11 protein-coding genes are annotated in these 17,970 nt (G+C 68.9%); 6 read left to right on the forward strand and 5 right to left on the reverse strand.

Annotation, left to right across the window (positions count from 1 at the left end; genetic code table 11):
• Positions 1-80: 80 nt before the first annotated feature.
• Complete coding sequence (locus D7V93_RS03995; protein ID WP_120642090.1) at positions 81-305, forward strand: hypothetical protein; 225 nt, start codon at positions 81-83, stop codon at positions 303-305.
• Here the strand turns inward: D7V93_RS03995 and D7V93_RS04000 are convergent.
• Entirely contained in the window at positions 302-1,048 is a 747-nt protein-coding gene (locus D7V93_RS04000; protein ID WP_120642091.1) for an SDR family NAD(P)-dependent oxidoreductase, read from the reverse strand. The genes D7V93_RS03995 and D7V93_RS04000 overlap by 4 nt on opposite strands.
• Before the next feature lie 92 nt (positions 1,049-1,140).
• Here D7V93_RS04000 and D7V93_RS04005 point away from each other — a divergent pair, with 92 nt between their 5' ends.
• A complete protein-coding gene (locus D7V93_RS04005; protein WP_120642092.1) occupies positions 1,141-1,746 on the forward strand; it encodes a TetR/AcrR family transcriptional regulator in 606 nt (201 codons plus the stop codon).
• Positions 1,747-1,762: 16 nt separating this feature from the next.
• Here D7V93_RS04005 and D7V93_RS04010 read toward each other — a convergent pair whose 3' ends face one another.
• Together D7V93_RS04010 and D7V93_RS04015 are read right to left on the reverse strand one after the other, a co-directional pair.
• Entirely contained in the window at positions 1,763-2,845 is a 1,083-nt protein-coding gene (locus tag D7V93_RS04010; RefSeq protein ID WP_120642093.1) for a hypothetical protein, read from the reverse strand.
• 9 nt (positions 2,846-2,854) lie between these two features.
• Positions 2,855-5,236, reverse strand: a complete 2,382-nt coding sequence (locus tag D7V93_RS04015; RefSeq protein ID WP_147451034.1) for a caspase family protein — start codon at positions 5,234-5,236, stop codon at positions 2,855-2,857.
• 155 nt (positions 5,237-5,391) lie between these two features.
• On the opposite strand from D7V93_RS04015, the gene D7V93_RS04020 reads away from it, so the two are divergent.
• On the forward strand, positions 5,392-5,955 hold the full coding sequence (locus D7V93_RS04020) for a hypothetical protein (protein WP_120642095.1): 564 nt from the start codon (positions 5,392-5,394) through the stop codon (positions 5,953-5,955).
• Positions 5,956-6,015: 60 nt separating this feature from the next.
• Here D7V93_RS04020 and rsgA read toward each other — a convergent pair whose 3' ends face one another.
• A complete protein-coding gene (gene rsgA / locus D7V93_RS04025) occupies positions 6,016-7,122 on the reverse strand; it encodes a ribosome small subunit-dependent GTPase A (RefSeq protein WP_120642096.1) in 1,107 nt (368 codons plus the stop codon).
• A gap of 359 nt (positions 7,123-7,481) precedes the next feature.
• Here rsgA and D7V93_RS04030 point away from each other — a divergent pair, with 359 nt between their 5' ends.
• Positions 7,482-8,219: a MerR family transcriptional regulator gene (locus D7V93_RS04030; protein ID WP_120642097.1), complete on the forward strand. Its 738-nt coding sequence runs from the start codon at positions 7,482-7,484 to the stop codon at positions 8,217-8,219.
• 77 nt (positions 8,220-8,296) lie between these two features.
• Here D7V93_RS04030 and D7V93_RS04035 read toward each other — a convergent pair whose 3' ends face one another.
• On the reverse strand, positions 8,297-9,073 hold the full coding sequence (locus tag D7V93_RS04035) for a hypothetical protein (protein ID WP_120642098.1): 777 nt from the start codon (positions 9,071-9,073) through the stop codon (positions 8,297-8,299).
• Positions 9,074-9,318: 245 nt separating this feature from the next.
• Between D7V93_RS04035 and D7V93_RS04040 the strand changes: the two genes are divergently transcribed.
• A complete protein-coding gene (locus tag D7V93_RS04040; RefSeq protein ID WP_120642099.1) occupies positions 9,319-10,221 on the forward strand; it encodes a hypothetical protein in 903 nt (300 codons plus the stop codon).
• A gap of 201 nt (positions 10,222-10,422) precedes the next feature.
• A complete protein-coding gene (locus D7V93_RS04045; RefSeq protein ID WP_120642100.1) occupies positions 10,423-17,853 on the forward strand; it encodes a HAMP domain-containing protein in 7,431 nt (2,476 codons plus the stop codon).
• Positions 17,854-17,970 lie beyond the last annotated feature (117 nt).

A 17,970-nucleotide genomic window follows, 5' to 3' on the forward strand; every position in this document is an offset into this window, starting at 1 on the left:
GCGCTGGAGGACCCCCGGGGGTGGGATGCACCGGGGGGCGAAGCGCGGTAGAACGGAGCGGTCATCTGGAGGTCAAGGCCATGTCCGTGGATCCCTACCGTCGTGTCGGCTCGTCCCGCCCCGTGGGGCGCGTGCTGGGCGGCCAGGACCGCTTCGAGAAGGAAGCGCTGGAAGGCCCCCCCGAGGGCCCCCTCGCGATGGAGCGCCGCCAGCGCCAGTCCGGAGGGCCCCCGCCGGTGAACGGCGAGAGCCCCTTCGCCGCGAAGCTGCGCAAGCTGGGCGGGTCGGACCCCGAGGGCGCCTAGACCTGCGCGGAGCCGCCGTCCACGAACAGCTCCGCGCCGTTGACGAAGCTGCTGTCATCGGTGGCGAGGAACACCGCCACCTTCGCCACCTCGTCCGGCTCTCCCATGCGGCCCAGCGGGATGGTGGACGTCAGCTGCTGCTTGAGCTGCGCCGCCTGCTCCGTGGGCACGAGCCCCGTGAGTCCCGGCGTGTCGATGGGGCCCGGGCTGATGGCATTCACGCGGATGCGGCGCGCCTTCAGGTCCGACGCCCAGGTGCGCGCGAACGAGCGGTTGGCGGCCTTGGTGGCGGCGTAGACGCTGAAGGCGGGCGTGCCGTCGGACCCCGCGATGGAGGACGTCAGGATGACCGCCCCGCCGTCCTTCAGCAGCGGCAGCGCCTTCTGCACCGTGAACAGCATGCCCTTCACGTTGACGTCGAAGGTCTGGTCGAAGTGCTCCTCGGTGATGGCGCCCAGCGGCGCGAACCCGCCGATGCCCGCGTTGGCGAACACCACGTCCAGGTGCCCCGCCTGCTCCTTCACCACCGCGTAGAGCCGGTCCAGGTCCGCCATCACCGACACGTCTCCCTGGACGCCCACCGCGCCGTGGCCAATCTCCTTCACCGCCCGGTCCACCTCCGCCTGCCGGCGCCCGGTGAGGAACACCTTCGCCCCCTCGGCCGCGAAGCGCTTCGCGGAGGCAAAGCCGATGCCCGTGGTCCCACCCGTGACGACCGCCACCTTCCCGTCGAGCCTGCCCATGGTCCTGCTCCTTCTCGGTGAATCGTTATGGACTTGATGGTCCATATCTAAGAATGGTGGACCGCGCGGTCAATAACTTTTAATTTCCTGTCATGGCTCGGCCACGGACATTCGATGAGGCCCAGGTGCTGCGCGCGGTGCGCGACCAGTTCTGGAACAAGGGTTATGCGGCGACCTCCATGGATGACCTGATGAAGGTCACGGGGCTGGGCAAGGGCAGCCTCTACGGGGCCTTTGGCGACAAGCATCAGCTCTTCCTGCGCATCTTCGACACGTACTGTGTGAACTCGGTGGAGTCGGTGCGGCAGGCGCTGGAGGGCCCGGACGCCGGAGCCCTGGAGCGGCTGCGGCGGTACCTGCTGGGGGCCGCCACCGCGTCCGCAGGCCCGAGCCGCCGGGGCTGCCTGGTGGCGCGGGGCACCGCGGAGCTGTCAGGCCAGGGAGCGACCGACGTGACGGACCGGGCGCTGACGGCGTTCCAGGGCATCGAGGCGCACTTCGCCCGGTGCCTGGAGCAGGCCCAGCGTCACGGAGACGTGGCGGCCGGCGCGGACCCCCGGAAGCTGGCCGCGATGCTGCTCGCGGTGTTCCGGGGGCTGGAGGCCCTGGGCCGCGCGGGGATGGACGAGGCCTCGCTGCGCGGCATGGTGGAGACAGCGCTGGAGGGCCTGCCCGTCAGCGCGCGTCGTCGGCGGTGAAGGGATGCGGTCCTCCCTAACCGAAAGGGTTCGGGCCTGCGTCGCGCGAAGGGCTGTCCGTGTCGACGTCCAGCAGACTGAAGTCATCGGAGCGGACACGGGCGGGCGCGCCGTTCACGGACCGCGTCTCGAAAGGATTCCCCTGCTCCAGCTCGGTGAGGCGGCTCAGGAGGTCTCCCAGGATGGCTCCCTTGAGCTTCTTCCGGTGCGCTGGCGTCAGCTCGCGGGTGGCGTCGAGCGCCTGGAGGAACTCAGGCCAGAGCATATTCAACTCCTTCCGCTTCTCCGGGGGGCTGGAGGGACCTCCCATGATCTTGGCGGACTTCGCTTCGAAGTCGCTGAAGGCGGGCAGGGTCCCCCAGTCATCGCGCTCGGTGCGGCGCTCGATGGCGAGAATCATGTAGTCATGCTGCGTGTAGGGCGTGGCGATGATGGGATCCGCGCCCACCGAGAGCCGCCCCTTGTCCAACCACAGCTCTGACTCCCGCACCGTGTCGCGGGGGGCGGCAAGGCCCACGTAGACGCCGGTGGTCAGGGCCGTCTCTCCGGAGAAGGTGTCCCGGATGCCAAGCTGGAGCTGGCACTTGTCGAGCTTGAAGATGCTCTCCACGCCGGTCTTCACCACGAGCGCGAGCTGGGGAGCCGGCCCCAGCGCCAGCCCCGCGAGCTTCGCGACCTCCGTCACGGTCTGGATGAGCGCCTTGGCGGCCTCCTCCGCGGGCACCGAGTAGAGGCCCACGACCAGGGAGAGGTCGCCGCCGTCGTAGGGGATGGGACCCGCGAGCCGCTGGTTGAGGTTGATGATGCGCTCGAGGTGGCTGTCGGAGAGGTCCTTGAGCTGCCCGGGGCCGGCGAGCGTGTTCTCCTCGCGCGTGCCGTGCCGCACGAAGCCATGGAGGACGGGGTAGTAGCTGCGCCAGAGCTTGCGTGCGAAGCGCAGCGACATCTCCCGCATGCGGAGCACGACGTAGTCCTCGCGGGGCCGGATGGGTTCGGCCCGGTAGCCCTTCTCAAGAACGTGGTCGTCCGCCAGACGGAACCAGCACAGCGGTCGTGGAGGGGCTGCGAACAGGGAGACGACGGCTTCGGTGAGCGACATGGGGCTCCTTCAAATCCAGAAGCAGGTCCAGGGCTGGTGAGGCTGGATCCGTCTCAAGAGGTGTTCGTACTTCCCGACCAGGGGCCAGGTGTCCGAGCCCAGCCGGACAAGCTCTCGCAGGCTGTCCGCCAGGACGGGAATGGCTGGAGAATGCGAGCCCTCCCAGGAAGCGCCGTCGAAATGCCCGCTGTCCAATGACTGGATGAGCCGCACGTCCGGGAGGTCACCAAAATAGGTCTGGAGGTTCCGCGCCGCTGCGTGCTGCTGGTCCTGCCATGCAGGGTCATTGCTGGCACGCCGGTGCTCCGCGAGGTACGCCATGCATCCCAGGAGCGGATCCACCCACTTCGCATCCAGCAACTCGCGAAGGTGGTCGTTGCACCGTCCCGTGTCCAGCAGCTCGCCCGAGGCGTAGAGCTGCTGCCCCAGCTGGAGCGCGCGCACCAACCGCGGATAGGGAAGGTCGAGGACCGGCTCCTGATAGGTCACGTCCGGAATCCGGAGCAGGTTCTGGCTCAGGTCGAACGTGCCATCGGGCCGAAGGGTGAGGCTGATGACCGTGAGGCGTTGAGGCTGGCCGGCACAGGCCACCTGCAAGGTGCCCAGGGCTCCCGCATGAATTTGGATGCTAAAGCTGGACGTTCCTCGCGCAAGCAACATCCCGATGCGGTCGAATCCGGTCCCGGGCGCACCAGGCGAACCCATCAGGGTGTTGGGGCCGGGAAGAAGCTTCAGCTTGAGGCCAGATCCGTTCGCATGGCCCTCGAATCCATCGCACGGCAGGACCCGGATACGGCGAAGGAGCATGCTGGGATCCCGCTTCCAGTCTCCATCCAGCGCGACCATCACCGCGAAAGGGGACTGTCCCCGATGCGCAAGGGCCCAGGAGTTGATGAGCTCTGGCTTGCGACGCAAGAAGGTGTTGTTCCGGTCGAATGACTTCAGGGCGATCAGCGGGAGCAGGGTGGGCAGGACCGCGGCCTGCATGGGCCCCACGATTTCTGATGGCATCACCCTGTCACCCATGGGCGGAATGGCTTCGCGCACGAGTGGTGAGTGGAGCGCATCGGGATGGAGGTCCACCCGCTGGTGGGCCAGGATGTAGATGTCCCGGGTGCCGAAGACCTCCAGGCCCAGCCGAAACGTGACGCGGTAGGGGCCGCAGGGCAGGGACGCTTCCAGCCGTTCGCGCGCCTCCTGGACGAGGTAGGGCGGTTCGAGCCCTACCACGCGAATCATGGCGGTCGGCTCCTCGGTCCACGCGCTGAGCGTGCCTGTTCCCGGTGCGGCCGCCAGCGCCTGTGCGATCCGCTCCACGGGCTCGCCCGCCGTGTTCTGGGAGGACTGTGGGGCGCCCGCGGAGCCGGTGATGCGAACCGTCAGCTCCCGCGTGCTCCGGACATCCACGGTCGTGCGGGTCGGCTCGGGGGTTCCGTGGGCCGAATCGACCCGGATGGAATAGCGATGCGGCTTGAGGAGCAGGGTGTCGTGGTTGCCGCGCGGCGGCAGGCACATCTCCTTCAGGGGCATCCGCCGGAGCGCGACTTCAATCTTCGTCTGTGCCGCTGCTTGGTCCGGTTCGATGTGGATGGTCAGGGGTGCGTCGGGGACGGCCTCGATGATGCGCAAGGGGCGCGGCAGGGGGCCCCGGAAGGCCACTTCCGGCGCGTTGTACTTGCGCGACCACAGCGGCTCTTCCTGGAGGGCGTGGAGCACCCGGGCCAGGACGTGGGCGTGCAGGGACTGGAAGGTGACGACGAACTGGTCCTCGTCCGCGTCGAAGTCCGTGGCCACGCCTTCACCCCGAAGGGCTTCCAGCAGGTGCGTGGTCATCACGCCGTGGCCTCCCCGGCGGCCCCTGGCCTTTCCCAGCGGGCTTACCGCGAAGAGGGTGGCCTGGGTGCGCGCGGCGCCTGGCGCGACCCCTGAGAAACCCATGGCACTGACTTCCGGCTGGATTTCGTAGTCCAGATCGCGGCAGGCATCGATGAAGTAGAACTGCTCCTGGGGACCGGCCAGCTGGAGCTTGTCGCGGAGTTCGTCCAGGTCGAGCAGCTTGCGGCCATCCTCGATGCCGCGCGCATCCGAGGCCACCAGCGCCGTCCGTGTCTGGGTCCGGGAGGCGTTGGAGAACGCGAGCAGTCCATGCCCGGCGAAGAAGAAATAGAAGCGATCGAGGGTCGCCCCATGGCGGTAGACGTGGTCGAGGGCCTCGAGCAACTGCTCCATGGTGGCCCCCGTCCCCGGCGCCGTGAGCAGGGTGATGTCGGCGGGGGCCACCAATCCCAGTGTCGCCAGGGCTCTTGCGAAGGCTTGTGCGTCGTTGACCGCGCTGGTCAAGGGTTGGAAACGGTAGTCGTCAATTCCCACGACGAGTGCACGCGTCTTCAAGTCCAATCCCCCATCCAGGGTCGTGTGCCCTGGTTCTAATCGAGCCGGGCGGCGAGGGGTATGGGGGGCTTCCCCCTTCCCGCGACACGCCGCTTCGGGCTAGGCACGAGGCCTGACCGGAATCCACGCGGTCACTCACCGGGACGGGGACACGCATGCGGAAGGCACACGCGGTGGCGGCATCCATGGCGGCGCTGCTGCTGGGACAGACGGGCTGTTATCGGACCAGCATCGTCACGAACCTGAGGCCCGAAGAGGGCAAGCCCCACCACGACCGGCAATGGTTCACGGCGGCGGGGCTGCTTCCCGTGTCGAAGGCGCCGGGGAGCGAGTGCACGAACGGCGTGGCCTGGGCGCAGAGCCGGGTGCTCCCCACGGACTTCCTCATCGAGGCGGGCCTGGCGGTCGCGGGCTCCCTGATTGGCGCGGCGGCGTGCTCCGGCTCCGGCACGACGGACGAGGAGCGGGGCAACTGCGCGGCGGTGGGCGCGCTGATCCCCACGCTCCTCATCGGTTCGCGCTCGGTGTCCTATGCCTGCGCCGCGGGCGACCAGAGCGGGGTCCTGCTGCCGGGCACGGGCTCGCGTCAGGAATTGCCGGCCCGTGTGCCCGACGACGCCAGCGCCCCGGGCGAAGACAGCGCCCCGCCGCCCGGGACTCCGACCCCACCGCCGCTCCCGCCGTCCGGCTCCGTGCCGGAGACGAACCCCGGCCTCTGAAGCAACCCCGGGACGCGGCGCGGAACACGCAGGTCCGCGCCACGCCCGGAGGATGTCTGTCTATTCGCCGCGCCGCTTGGTGCGCGTGCGCTGCCAGCCCGCGTTCGTCTGGGCGCGCTCGGCGCGTTTGTGCGCGCGCTGCGCGGCCGCGTCCGTCTGACGGGCGCTGAAGGACTGCTCGCGCAGGAGCTTCTCGAAGTTGGCGCGCCGCTCCTCGGGGAGCGTGCCCGCCTGGACCGCCGCCACCACCGCGCACCCCGGTTCGTTCCGGTGCCCGCAGTCATTGAAGCGGCAGCCTTCGGCCAGCGTGAAGACATCCGCGAAGGCCTGGGCCAGGGACACCTTCTCGTCCTCGCCCCACAGCCCCAGCTCGCGCATGCCGGGCCCGTCGATGATGAGCCCGCCCTGGTCCAGCACGAACAGCTCGCGGTGCGTGGTGGTGTGCCGGCCTTTGTCGTCCTCCTCACGGACGGGCTGGGTGACGAGCCGCGCGGCGTCCAGCAGCCGGTTGGCGAGCGTGGACTTGCCCACGCCCGACGAGCCCAGCAGCACGCCGGTCTTCCCGGCCGGAAGCCGCGAGCGCACCTCCTCGATGCCCAGGCCCGCTTTCGCGCTCACCGCGAGCACGTCCACGCCGGGCGCCAGGGCCTGCACTTCCAGGACGCGCGCGGCCGCGTCCTCGGCGAGGTCCGCCTTGCTCAGGATGACGACGGGCGTGGCGCCGCTGTTCCAGGCCAGGGTGAGCGCCCGTTCGATGCGGCGCGGGTTGAAGTTGCCGTCCAACCCCACCACGAGGAACACCACGTCCACGTTGGCGGCGATGAGCTGCCCGTCGTGCTCGCTGCCCGCCTCGCGTCGCTTGAGGACGCTGCGGCGGGACAGCACGACCTGCATCAGGGCCTCGCCGTCACCAGAGGACGGCGGCTGCAGCAGGACCCAGTCGCCAATGGTGGGCAGCGACTCGGCGCTCTCGGCCTGATGCAGGAGGCGTCCGGCGGCACGGGCGAGGAACGCCCGGTCGGCCGTCTGGACGGTGAGCAGTCCCCGGTGCTGGCGCACGACGCGCCCGGGAACGAGGGAGGAGGCGGAGGAGGACTGTGAAGCGGACTGCGAAGCGGACATCGCGAGGTCGAAATCGGGACCCCAGCCGAGGGTTTCAAGAGACACGGAAGGAACTCCGGGCAGAGCGGTGCCTGGGCGCGCCGGAGGAAGCCGGGACGCCTGGCGGGAACGGGGCTCGCGCTGCGACGGAGGGTGTTTCGGACCGGCTCAGCTGGCGAGCGCCCACGGAACGCAAGGGGCAGGGACCGCGTCGGCGACAAGGGGCAGGTTCATGGGGAAGCCTCCTGGAAGTGCGCGGAGCCGGCGGCCATCGCCGGACCGGGCGGGACCCTACCAAGTCGCCTCGCCTCTTGGCGACCCCCTCGGCAACGCGGTGCGCTTTCCCGCTTGCACCTCACGCGACGTGAGGTTGTACCCCGCTCATCCAGTCACTTGGGGAACACGTGGCTGGAAAGGGGTGAGGCATGCAGCACACGGAACTGAAGGTCGGTGAACTGGCCCGGCGCACGGGGCTCTCCATCCGCGCGCTGCACCACTACGACGAGATTGGACTGCTCAAGCCCTCGGCGCACACGGCGTCGGGGCACCGGCTCTATACGGCGGCGGACATCGCCCGCCTGCATCACATCCTGTCGCTCAAGCAGCTCGGGTTCTCGTTGGAGGAGATCGCCGGGACGCTGGGCCGGGCGGACTTCTCCGCCCTGCGCGTGGTGGAGCTGCGGCTCCAGCGGGCACGGGAACAGCTTGCGGAGCAACGCCAGCTCTGCGAGCGCCTGGATGCCATCGCACGACAGTTGCGCGCGGCGGAGCCCGTCTCCGCCGACGACTTCCTTCAGACCATCGAGGCCATGACCATGTTCGAGAAGTACTACACCCCGGAGCAGTTGAAGGAGCTGGAGGCCCGTCGCCAGGCGATGGGCGAGGACGCCATCAAGGAGGTGGAGGCCGAGTGGCCCCGCCTCATCGCCCGCATGCGCGAGGAGATGGAGAAGGGCACCGACCCGGCCACCGAGCCGGTGCGCGCGCTGGCCACCCGCTGGCGCGAGCTCATCCGCGCCTTCACCGGTGGCAACCCCGGCATCCAGAAGTCGCTCCAGACGATGTCCCAGCAGGAGCCCCAGATGGCTCAGCGCCAGGGCCGCGACCCACAGCTGATGGAGTACGTGGGCCGGGCCATGGCCTGTCTGGACGCGCCGAAGTAAAGACAGACACGGCGCCGGCCGTCAGCGGGCACTCCGCTGGCGGCCGCGCCGTCCCTGAGGGATGCCTTCAGCGCAGGCTACTGGCCGCCAACGCCGCCCGTGGTCCCGGTGGAGCTGCCCGTGCCGGTGCCGCCCACGCCGCCGATGGTGCCGCCGGAGCCGCTGGTGCCGGTGCCGCCCACGCCGCCGGTGGTGCCCGTCGCCCCGCTGGTGCCGGTGCCGCCCGTGCCGGTGCCGCCCGTGCTGCCCGGGTTGATGACGGAGCCTTCGGTGGTGCCTTCGGTGCCGGGCGCGGTGGAGCCCGTGGTGCCCGTCCCGCTGCCGCCGATGGTGCCGGTGCTGTTCGAGCCGCTACCGCCACTCGTCCCGGTGCTGGTGCCCGACCCACCGTAGGTGCCCGTGCTGGTGCCCGTACCCGTGGAGGGCGACGTGTAGCCGCCGGTGCCCGTGCTCGTCCCGGTGGAAGGCGACGTGTAGCCGCCGGTGCCCGTCCCGGTGGAGGGCGACGTGCTGCCCGTCCCGATGCCCGTGCTGCTGCCCGTGCCCGTCGTCGAACCCGTGCCGATCCCGCTGGTGCCGGTGCCGCCCGTGCCGGAAGTGCTCCCGGTGCCGGTGGTGGTGCCCGAACCTCCGGTGCCGCGGGTGTCCACGCCCGTGGAGTTGGTGGAGCCCGGCGTGAAGGTGCCGGTGGAGCCCGCGGTGCCGGTCTGCCCGGTGTTGACCATCTCCGAGGAGGTGCCCGATGAGCCGGGCGTCGTCCCGGGGCTCGACCCGTCGCCTGTCTGCTGGGCGAACGCGCTGCTGGAGAGCATGAAGCTGAAAGCCAGGGCTGCAGTGGTGATGGAGCGTCGCATGTCTGGAATCCTTTCCCCGTCCCTTGAGCCGTAAAGGTGTGTGCGTCACCGGACACGGCAACCCGTGGAAAGAAGCCGGCACCTGGCAGGTCGGCAGCCTGGAGGGACGCCCGTGGGGCGGCACCAAGCAGGGGGCGAGGGCACCTCCACGTGTGTTCTGCCTGGCCCCAAGGAGGGCTTGCGAGCATCGCGGGCGCCTCTTCGCGCCGGTTCTGTGCTGTCCTCCGGTCCGGAAGGGAGCGTGCGTGGGCGGACGGGAAGGTCCTCTGGCGGCGGGGCGCAAGAGCGCACGGCTCCTGCGCGGCGTGAGCGCTCGCGCGTGGCCGCTCACGCTCGTCATCGCGGCGGGCCTGGGGCTGCTGCTCTACGTCGCCACCACCAGCCTGCCGTACCTCATCGCCTCCCCTGTCGGTGACGCGTACCTGGGCGCGCTCAATGACTGTCTGGCGCGGCAGCTCGCAGGGGCCACTCGGCTGGGCTGGGCCGTGGCGCCGGATGCGTCGCGCGCGGCGGTGTTCGGGCCCCGCATCGTCGCCGTCTGCGGCGAGGACGGCACCCACTCGCGGCTGGAGCTCCCCGGCGCCACCGCGCTCGCCTTCGATGGAGAGCGCCACCTGTGGGTCGCCGCCGGCGGGCACCTGCTGCGGGAGCGGGACGGCACCCTCCAACCTGTCGGCGACATCACACCGCCCGAGTGGCTCATCGGTCATACGGATGGTGTGATCGCGCTGGATGCCGCCGGACAGCTCGTCTCCGTGGCCCCGGACGGCAAGGTGCTGGGGCAGGCGCAGGTGCCCGGCCCGGGAGGACGGCTCTCCGTGGGGCCCGGCGGCCTGCTGGCGGCGGTGGAGTGGGGCGGCGGCGTGCTCGTCTATGAGGCGCGCAGCCTGGCGCTCGTGCGCGCGGAAGCTCCCTGCAACGTCGAGTTCCTCTGGTGGCTGGATGCCGCGGATCAGGTCCTGCTCGCCTGTGGCGCGGCGCCCTCTCAGGAGGACGCGCCCGCACCGGCCGCGCTCCGCTTCGACGTGCGCACCGGCACCCATCAAGAAGTGCCCGCGCGGACGCGCGCGCCTGCACGGCGGCTCCCGGGCCGAGCACTGTATGTGCAGGGGTGCGACGGCTTCCCCTGCACAGCCACGCCGCCCTGAACCTGTTATCTGGAGGCTCCGCGCCGGGGCTTCCGGGGATGCCCTGATCCCAGGTCGGGCAAGCCGTTCAGTGCTCGACAGAAATGGTCTCACCCTTCCGGCTTTAGGTTCGACAAGCCCGCGAACTCATTGGAAGTTCATGAGATCGCGGGCTGTTTTTCAGTTCCAGTCGCAGCGCCTTCCCGCTCAGGGGTTTCACTCGTGGATGACACCAAGGTTTCCAGCTCCTCCTCTCCTCGCAAGCGCGCCAATGGGCGCAAGGCGGCGGGGACAGATGCCGCACCGGAGGCTGGCAGGTCGGGGCCCCGCACGCCCACGACCCCCAACGTCGCGAGCAACCGGCTGAACAGTCCGGTGGATCCCCGCGCCGTCGCCGAGCCCGCGTCCTCCCGTCGCGCTCCTGCCCGGGGCCGCAACGGCAACGGCGGCGGTGGTCGCATCACGCCCGACGACGGGCTGCGTCCCGGCGGTCCCCCTCCGCTCCAGCAGCTGCTGGCGGCGCTCCGGGCCGTGCAGAGCGGTGACTTCTCCGTGCGGCTGCCGTCGGGCGCGCAGGACGTGGTGATGGATGAGATCGCCCGCGCGTTCAACGCCGTGGTGACGCTCAGCTCCACGCTCACGCATGAAATCGTCCGGGTGGAGCGCGTCGTCGGCCGCGAGGGCCGCATGGGCGAGCGCGTGACGCTGGGCGACGTGCGCGGCGACTGGGCCACGAGCGTCCAGTCCATCAACGCGCTCATCGGCGACCTGGTGCAGCCCACCACGGAAGTCGCCCGCGTGCTGGTGGCGGTGGCCGAAGGCGACCTCACCCAGAAGATGGCGCTGGAGATCGACGGCCAGCCCGTGAAGGGCGAGTTCCTCCGCATCGGCACCACCGTGAACGCGATGGTGGATCAGCTCAACAGCTTCGCCGCCGAAGTGACGCGCGTCGCGAAGGAGGTCGGCACCGAAGGCAAGCTGGGTGGCCAGGCCGACGTGAAGGGCGTGTCCGGCGTGTGGAAGGACCTCACGGACAACGTGAACGTCCTCGCCGGCAACCTCACCGCGCAGGTGCGAAACATCGCGGAGGTGACCACGGCCGTCGCCCGCGGCGACCTGTCGCGGAAGATCACCGTGGACGTGAAGGGCGAGGTCCTGGAGCTCAAGAGCACCATCAACACGATGGTGGATCAGCTCAACAGCTTCGCCTCCGAAGTGACCCGCGTCGCGCGCGAGGTCGGTACCGAAGGAAAGCTGGGCGGTCAGGCCGCGGTGTCCGGCGTGTCCGGCACGTGGAAGGACCTCACGGACAACGTGAACTTCATGGCCTCCAACCTCACGACGCAGGTGCGCGGCATCGTGAAGGTGGTGACGTCGGTCGCCAACGGGGACCTCACCCAGAAGCTGATGGTGCCGTCGCAGGGCGAGATCGCCGCGCTGGGCGCCACGCTCAACAACATGACGGACACGCTCAACGTGTTCGCGCAGCAGGTGACCAGCGTCGCGCGCACGGTGGGCGTCGAGGGCAAGCTGGGCGCCCAGGCCCAGGTGCCCGGCGCCGCGGGGACGTGGAAGGACCTCACGGACAACGTGAACCTGATGGCGTCCAACCTCACCAGCCAGGTGCGAAACATCGCGGAGGTCTCCACCGCCGTCGCCAATGGCGACCTGTCGCGGAAGATCACCGTGGACGTGAAGGGCGAGGTGCTGGAGCTCAAGAGCACGCTCAACACGATGGTGGACCAGCTCCGCGCCTTCGCCTCCGAAGTGACCCGCGTCGCGAAGGAAGTGGGTACGGACGGCAAGCTGGGTGGGCAGGCCGCGGTGCCCGGCGTCGCCGGCACGTGGAAGGACCTCACCGACAACGTGAACAGCATGGCCTCCAACCTCACCACCCAGGTGCGCAACATCGCCCTGGTGACGACGGCGGTGGCCACGGGTGACCTGTCCAAGAAGATCACCGTCGATGCGCGCGGTGAAATCCTGGAGCTGAAGAACACCATCAACACGATGGTGGATCAGCTCAACAGCTTCGCCTCCGAAGTGACCCGCGTCGCGCGCGAGGTCGGTACGCACGGCAAGCTGGGCGGTCAGGCCGACGTGAAGGGCGTGTCCGGTACGTGGAAGGACCTCACGGACAACGTGAACTTCATGGCGTCCAACCTCACCACCCAGGTGCGCGGCATCGCCAAGGTCGTGACGGCGGTCGCGAACGGCGACCTCACCCAGCGCCTGAAGATGGAGGCGAAGGGCGAGGTGGCGGAGCTCGCGGACACCATCAACGCGATGACGCAGACGCTCTCCATCTTCGCGCAGCAGGTGACGGACGTGGCGCGCACGGTGGGCGTGGAAGGCAAGCTGGGCGCCCAGGCCGTGGTGCCCGGCGTCGCCGGCACGTGGAAGGACCTCACCAACAACGTGAACCTGTTGGCGAACAACCTCACCGACCAAGTCCGTAACATCGCCGAGGTGACCACGGCCGTCGCGAAGGGCGACCTGTCCCGGAAGATCACCGTCGACGCGAAGGGCGAGGTGCTGGAGCTCAAGAGCACCATCAACACGATGGTGGATCAGCTCCGCGCGTTCGCCGCCGAAGTGACCCGCGTCGCGAAGGAAGTCGGTACGGACGGCAAGCTGGGCGGCCAGGCCGACGTGAAGGGCGTGTCCGGCGTCTGGAAGGACCTCACGGACAACGTCAACAGCATGGCCTTCAACCTCACCACCCAGGTGCGAGGCATCGTCAAGGTCGTGACGGCGGTCGCCGACGGTGACCTGTCCCAGAAGCTGGTGATGGAGGCGAAGGGCGAAATCGCGGCGCTCGCGGACACCATCAACGCGATGACGCAGACGCTGTCCGTCTTCGCGCAGCAGGTGACGGACGTGGCGCGCACGGTGGGCGTGGAAGGCAAGCTGGGCGCCCAGGCGGAAGTGCCCGGCGTCGCCGGCACCTGGAAGGACCTCACCAACAACGTGAACCTGCTGGCCAACAACCTCACGGCCCAGGTGCGAAACATCGCCGAGGTGACGACGGCGGTCGCGAACGGCGACCTGTCGAAGAAGATCACCGTCGACGCGAAGGGCGAGGTGCTGGAGCTCAAGAGCACCATCAACACGATGGTGGACCAGCTCCGCGCGTTCGCCGCCGAAGTGACCCGCGTCGCCAAGGAGGTCGGTACCGAGGGCAAGCTGGGCGGTCAGGCCGACGTGAAGGGCGTGTCCGGCGTGTGGAAGGACCTCACCGACAACGTGAACGTCCTCGCCGGCAACCTCACCGACCAGGTCCGCAACATCGCCAAGGTGACGACGGCGGTCGCGAACGGTGACCTGTCCCAGAAGATCACGGTGAGCGTGAAGGGCGAGGTGCTGGAGCTGAAGAACACCATCAACACGATGGTGGACCAGCTCCGCGCGTTCGCCTCCGAAGTGACCCGCGTCGGCAAGGAGGTCGGTACCGAGGGCAAGCTGGGCGGCCAGGCCGCGGTGCCCGGGGTCGCGGGCGTGTGGAAGGACCTCACGGACAACGTGAACGTCCTCGCCGCGAACCTCACCGACCAGGTGCGAAACATCGCGAAGGTCACCACGGCGGTGGCCTACGGCGACCTGTCGCAGAAGATCTCCGTCGAGGCGAAGGGCGAGATCCTGGAGCTGAAGAGCACCATCAACACGATGGTGGACCAGCTCCGCGCCTTCGCCTCCGAAGTGACCCGCGTCGCGAAGGAAGTGGGTACGGACGGCAAGCTGGGTGGTCAGGCCGCGGTGCCCGGCGTCGCCGGCACGTGGAAGGACCTCACGGACAACGTGAACAGCATGGCCTCCAACCTCACCAGCCAGGTGCGAAACATCGCGCTGGTGACGACGGCGGTCGCGAACGGTGACCTGTCCAAGAAGATCACCGTCGACGCGAAGGGTGAAATCCTGGAGCTGAAGAACACCATCAACACGATGGTGGATCAGCTCAACAGCTTCGCCTCCGAAGTGACCCGCGTCGCTCGCGAGGTGGGCGCCGAAGGCAAGCTGGGTGGGCAGGCGGAAGTGAAGGGCGTGTCCGGTACGTGGAAGGACCTCACGGACAACGTGAACTTCATGGCCCGCAACCTCACCACCCAGGTGCGCGGCATCGTCAAGGTCGTGACGGCCGTCGCCAACGGCGACCTGAAGCAGAAGCTGGTGGTGGACGCGAAGGGCGAAGTCGCCGCGCTCGCGGAGACCATCAACAACATGACCGACACGCTGGGCATCTTCGCGGAGCAGGTCTCCTCGGTGGCCCGCGAGGTCGGCGTGGAAGGGAAGCTGGGTGGGCAGGCCCGCGTGCCCGGTGTGGCCGGCACGTGGAAGGACCTCACGGACAACGTGAACTTCATGGCCTCCAACCTCACCACGCAGGTGCGCGGCATCGTGCGCGTGGTGACGGCGGTCGCGAACGGCGACCTGACCCAGAAGCTCATCGTGGACGCGAAGGGCGAGGTGGCCGCGCTCGCGGACACCATCAACAACATGACCGACACGCTGGGCACCTTCGCGGAGCAGGTCTCCACGGTGGCCCGCGAGGTCGGTATCGAAGGAAAGCTGGGCGGCCAGGCCCGCGTGCCCGGTGCTCGCGGCACGTGGCGGCAGCTGACCGACAACGTGAACCAGCTGGCCGGCACGCTGACCAGCCAGCTGCGCGCCATCTCCGACGTGGCCACCGCCGTGACGAAGGGCGACCTGACCCGCAGCATCACGGTCGTCGCCGAGGGCGAGGTCGCGGCGCTGAAGGACAACATCAACCAGATGATCGTCAACCTGCGTGAGACCACGCAGAAGAACCAGGAGCAGGACTGGCTCAAGACGAACCTGGCGAAGTTCAGCGGTATGATGCAGGGCCAGAAGTCCCTGGACGCCGTCAGCCGCCTCATCATGAGCGAGCTGACGCCGCTGGTGTCCGCGCACCACGGCGCCTTCTTCCTCGCCGACAACGAGGGCGGCGTGCCCGCCCTCAAGCTCACCAGCACCTACGCGTACCGGGAGCGCAAGCACCTGGCCAACCGCTTCCGGCTGGGCGAGGGGCTCGTCGGACAGTGCGCGCTGGAGAAGAAGACCATCCTCCTGACGCGCGTGCCGTCGGACTACATCACCATCGCGTCCGGCCTGGGTGAGGCCGCGCCGCTCAACATCATCGTCCTGCCCGTCCTCTTCGAGGGCGAGGTCAAGGCCGTCATCGAGCTGGCCTCGTTCCACCCGTTCAGCGCCATCCACCAGATCTTCCTGGACCAGCTGACGGAGAGCATCGGCGTCGTGCTGAACATGATCATGGCGAACATGCGCACGGAGACGCTGCTCTCCGAGTCGCAGCGCCTGACGCAGGAGCTCCAGAGCCAGTCGCGCGAGCTCACCCAGCAGCAGGACGAGCTCAAGCGCACCAACATCGAGCTGGAGGACAAGGCGAAGGAGCTGGCGGACCAGAACACCCGCGTCGAAGAGAAGAACCGCGAGGTGGAGCTGGCGCGCGTCAGCCTGGAGGAGAAGGCGGAGCAGCTCACCATCATCTCCAAGTACAAGAGCGAGTTCCTGGCGAACATGAGCCACGAGCTGCGCACGCCGCTCAACTCGCTGCTCATCCTCGCGAAGCTGTTGTCGGACAACAAGGACGGCAACCTGTCCAACAAGCAGGTCGAGTACGCGAACACCATCTACGCGTCCGGCGGAGACCTGCTCACCCTCATCAACGAGATCCTCGACCTGTCCAAGGTGGAGGCCGGCAAGATGCAGGTGGAGCCCCGGGACATCGTCCTCACGGAGCTCAACCAGTTCATCGAGCGCAGCTTCCGCCCGGTGGCGGACCAGAAGGGCCTCAGCTTCCACGTGGAGGTGCTGTCGGGCACGCCGCGCCACGTGCGCACGGACCCGCAGCGGTTGCAGCAGGTGCTCAAGAACCTGCTGTCCAACGCCTTCAAGTTCACCGACGAGGGCGGCGTGAAGCTCACGGTGCGCCTGGCGGAGAAGTCCATGCGCTTCGACCACGAGGCGCTGCGCCGTTCACGCCACGTGCTCGCCTTCGCCGTGAAGGACAGCGGCATCGGCATCGCCAAGGACAAGCAGCGCATCATCTTCGAGGCGTTCCAGCAGGCGGACGGCTCCACCGCCCGCAAGTACGGCGGCACCGGCCTGGGCCTGTCCATCAGCCGTGAGATCGCCAAGCTGCTGGGCGGTGAGATCCGCCTGGAGAGCGAACCCGGCAAGGGCAGCACCTTCACCCTGTACCTGCCGCCCGAGTACCAGGGCTCCGAGGACGAGGCCGTGCAGGTCGTCGACCCGGCCAGCCGCGCGTTGGGGGCCATGACGGAGACCGTCGCCGTGGCGCCCGTGCCCGTGCTCGCCCCGCCGCCGACCGTGGCGGAGAAGGAGGGGCACGTGCTGGACGCCGCGCTGCCCCCGCCGGTGGAGGGCGCGCACGCCCCCGTCGTCGTGGAGGACGACCGCGAACACATCCGCGAGGGCGACCGCACCCTGCTCATCATCGAGGACGACCTGAAGTTCGCCCGCATCATGGTGCAGATGGCGCGGGAGAAGGGCTTCAAGGCGCTGGTCGCCACCCGCGGCGACAGCGGCCTCGCGATGGCGCACGAGTACCAGCCGGACGCCGTCACCCTGGACATCCAGCTGCCCGTGGTGGACGGCTGGAGCGTGCTGGACCGGCTCAAGCGCAACCCGCGCACGCGCCACATCCCCGTCCACATCATCAGCGTGATGGACAAGCACCAGGGCAACACCCAGGGCGCGTTCGGCTACCTCACCAAGCCCGTGAGCAAGGAGGGCCTGGAGCGCGTCTTCGGCCAGCTCTCGCGCTTCCTCGAGCGTCGCGAGCGGCGGCTGCTCGTCATCGAGGACGACGACGTCCAGCGCCACAGCCTCACCCAGCTGCTCAGCGACGGCGGCGACGTGCAGGTCACCGCGGTGGCCACCGGTGAGGAAGCCCTCCAGAAGCTGGAGGAGAACGAGTACGACTGCCTCGTCATCGACCTGCTGCTGCCCGACATGGACGGCATCAAGCTGGTGGAGGAGGTGAAGACGCAGCAGCGCTTCCGCGACCTGCCCATCGTCGTCTACACCGGCAGGGAGTTGACGCCCAAGGACGAGTCCCGCCTGCGGCGCTACACCGGCAGCGTCATCCTGAAGAGCGGCGCGAAGAGCCCGGACCAGCTCCTGAGCGACACGGCGCTGTTCCTGCACCGCCTGGACGAGAACCTCCCGGCCCGCGCGCGCGCGGCCCTGGCGCAGCGCAACGACCAGGACGCGCCGCTGTCCGGCAAGAAGGTCCTCCTGGTGGATGACGACATGCGCAACATCTTCGCGCTCACCAGCGTGCTGGAGAACCACAGCATGCAGGTCGTCTTCGCGGAGAACGGGCGGGCCGCCATCGAGATGCTCGGCCAGCACCACGACGTGGACGTCGTGTTGATGGACGTGATGATGCCGGAGATGGACGGCTACGAGACCATGCGTGCCATCCGCAAGGACCCCAAGTACGCAAGCCTCCCCATCATCGCCGTCACCGCGAAGGCGCTGAAGGACGACCGCGAGAAGTGCATGGCGGCCGGCGCGAGCGACTACCTGCCCAAGCCGGTGGACACCGACAAACTCCTGGAGCTCGTCCGCCTCTGGGTGAGTGCTTGATACTCAACGACGGCGATCCACCGTCGCGCCCCCTTTCCACTTCCTTCTGGAAGGGGGCGACCCTAGCCTTGTCCGCCGTGCCCCGGTCGCTGGGCACACGCGCTCCCCCGCTGCGCA

Source organism: Corallococcus llansteffanensis (genome assembly GCF_003612055.1).
Lineage (GTDB): Bacteria > Myxococcota > Myxococcia > Myxococcales > Myxococcaceae > Corallococcus > Corallococcus llansteffanensis.

What these genes read in the sequence shown, in the direction of transcription:
- D7V93_RS03995 (WP_120642090.1), top strand. Translation starts at nt 81, where the DNA reads ATGTCCGTGGATCCCTACCGTCGTGTCGGCTCGTCCCGCCCCGTGGGG.
- D7V93_RS04000 (WP_120642091.1), bottom strand. Translation starts at nt 1,048, where the DNA reads ATGGGCAGGCTCGACGGGAAGGTGGCGGTCGTCACGGGTGGGACCACG.
- D7V93_RS04005 (WP_120642092.1), top strand. Translation starts at nt 1,141, where the DNA reads ATGGCTCGGCCACGGACATTCGATGAGGCCCAGGTGCTGCGCGCGGTG.
- D7V93_RS04010 (WP_120642093.1), bottom strand. Translation starts at nt 2,845, where the DNA reads ATGTCGCTCACCGAAGCCGTCGTCTCCCTGTTCGCAGCCCCTCCACGA.
- D7V93_RS04020 (WP_120642095.1), top strand. Translation starts at nt 5,392, where the DNA reads ATGCGGAAGGCACACGCGGTGGCGGCATCCATGGCGGCGCTGCTGCTG.
- D7V93_RS04030 (WP_120642097.1), top strand. Translation starts at nt 7,482, where the DNA reads ATGCAGCACACGGAACTGAAGGTCGGTGAACTGGCCCGGCGCACGGGG.
- D7V93_RS04035 (WP_120642098.1), bottom strand. Translation starts at nt 9,073, where the DNA reads ATGCGACGCTCCATCACCACTGCAGCCCTGGCTTTCAGCTTCATGCTC.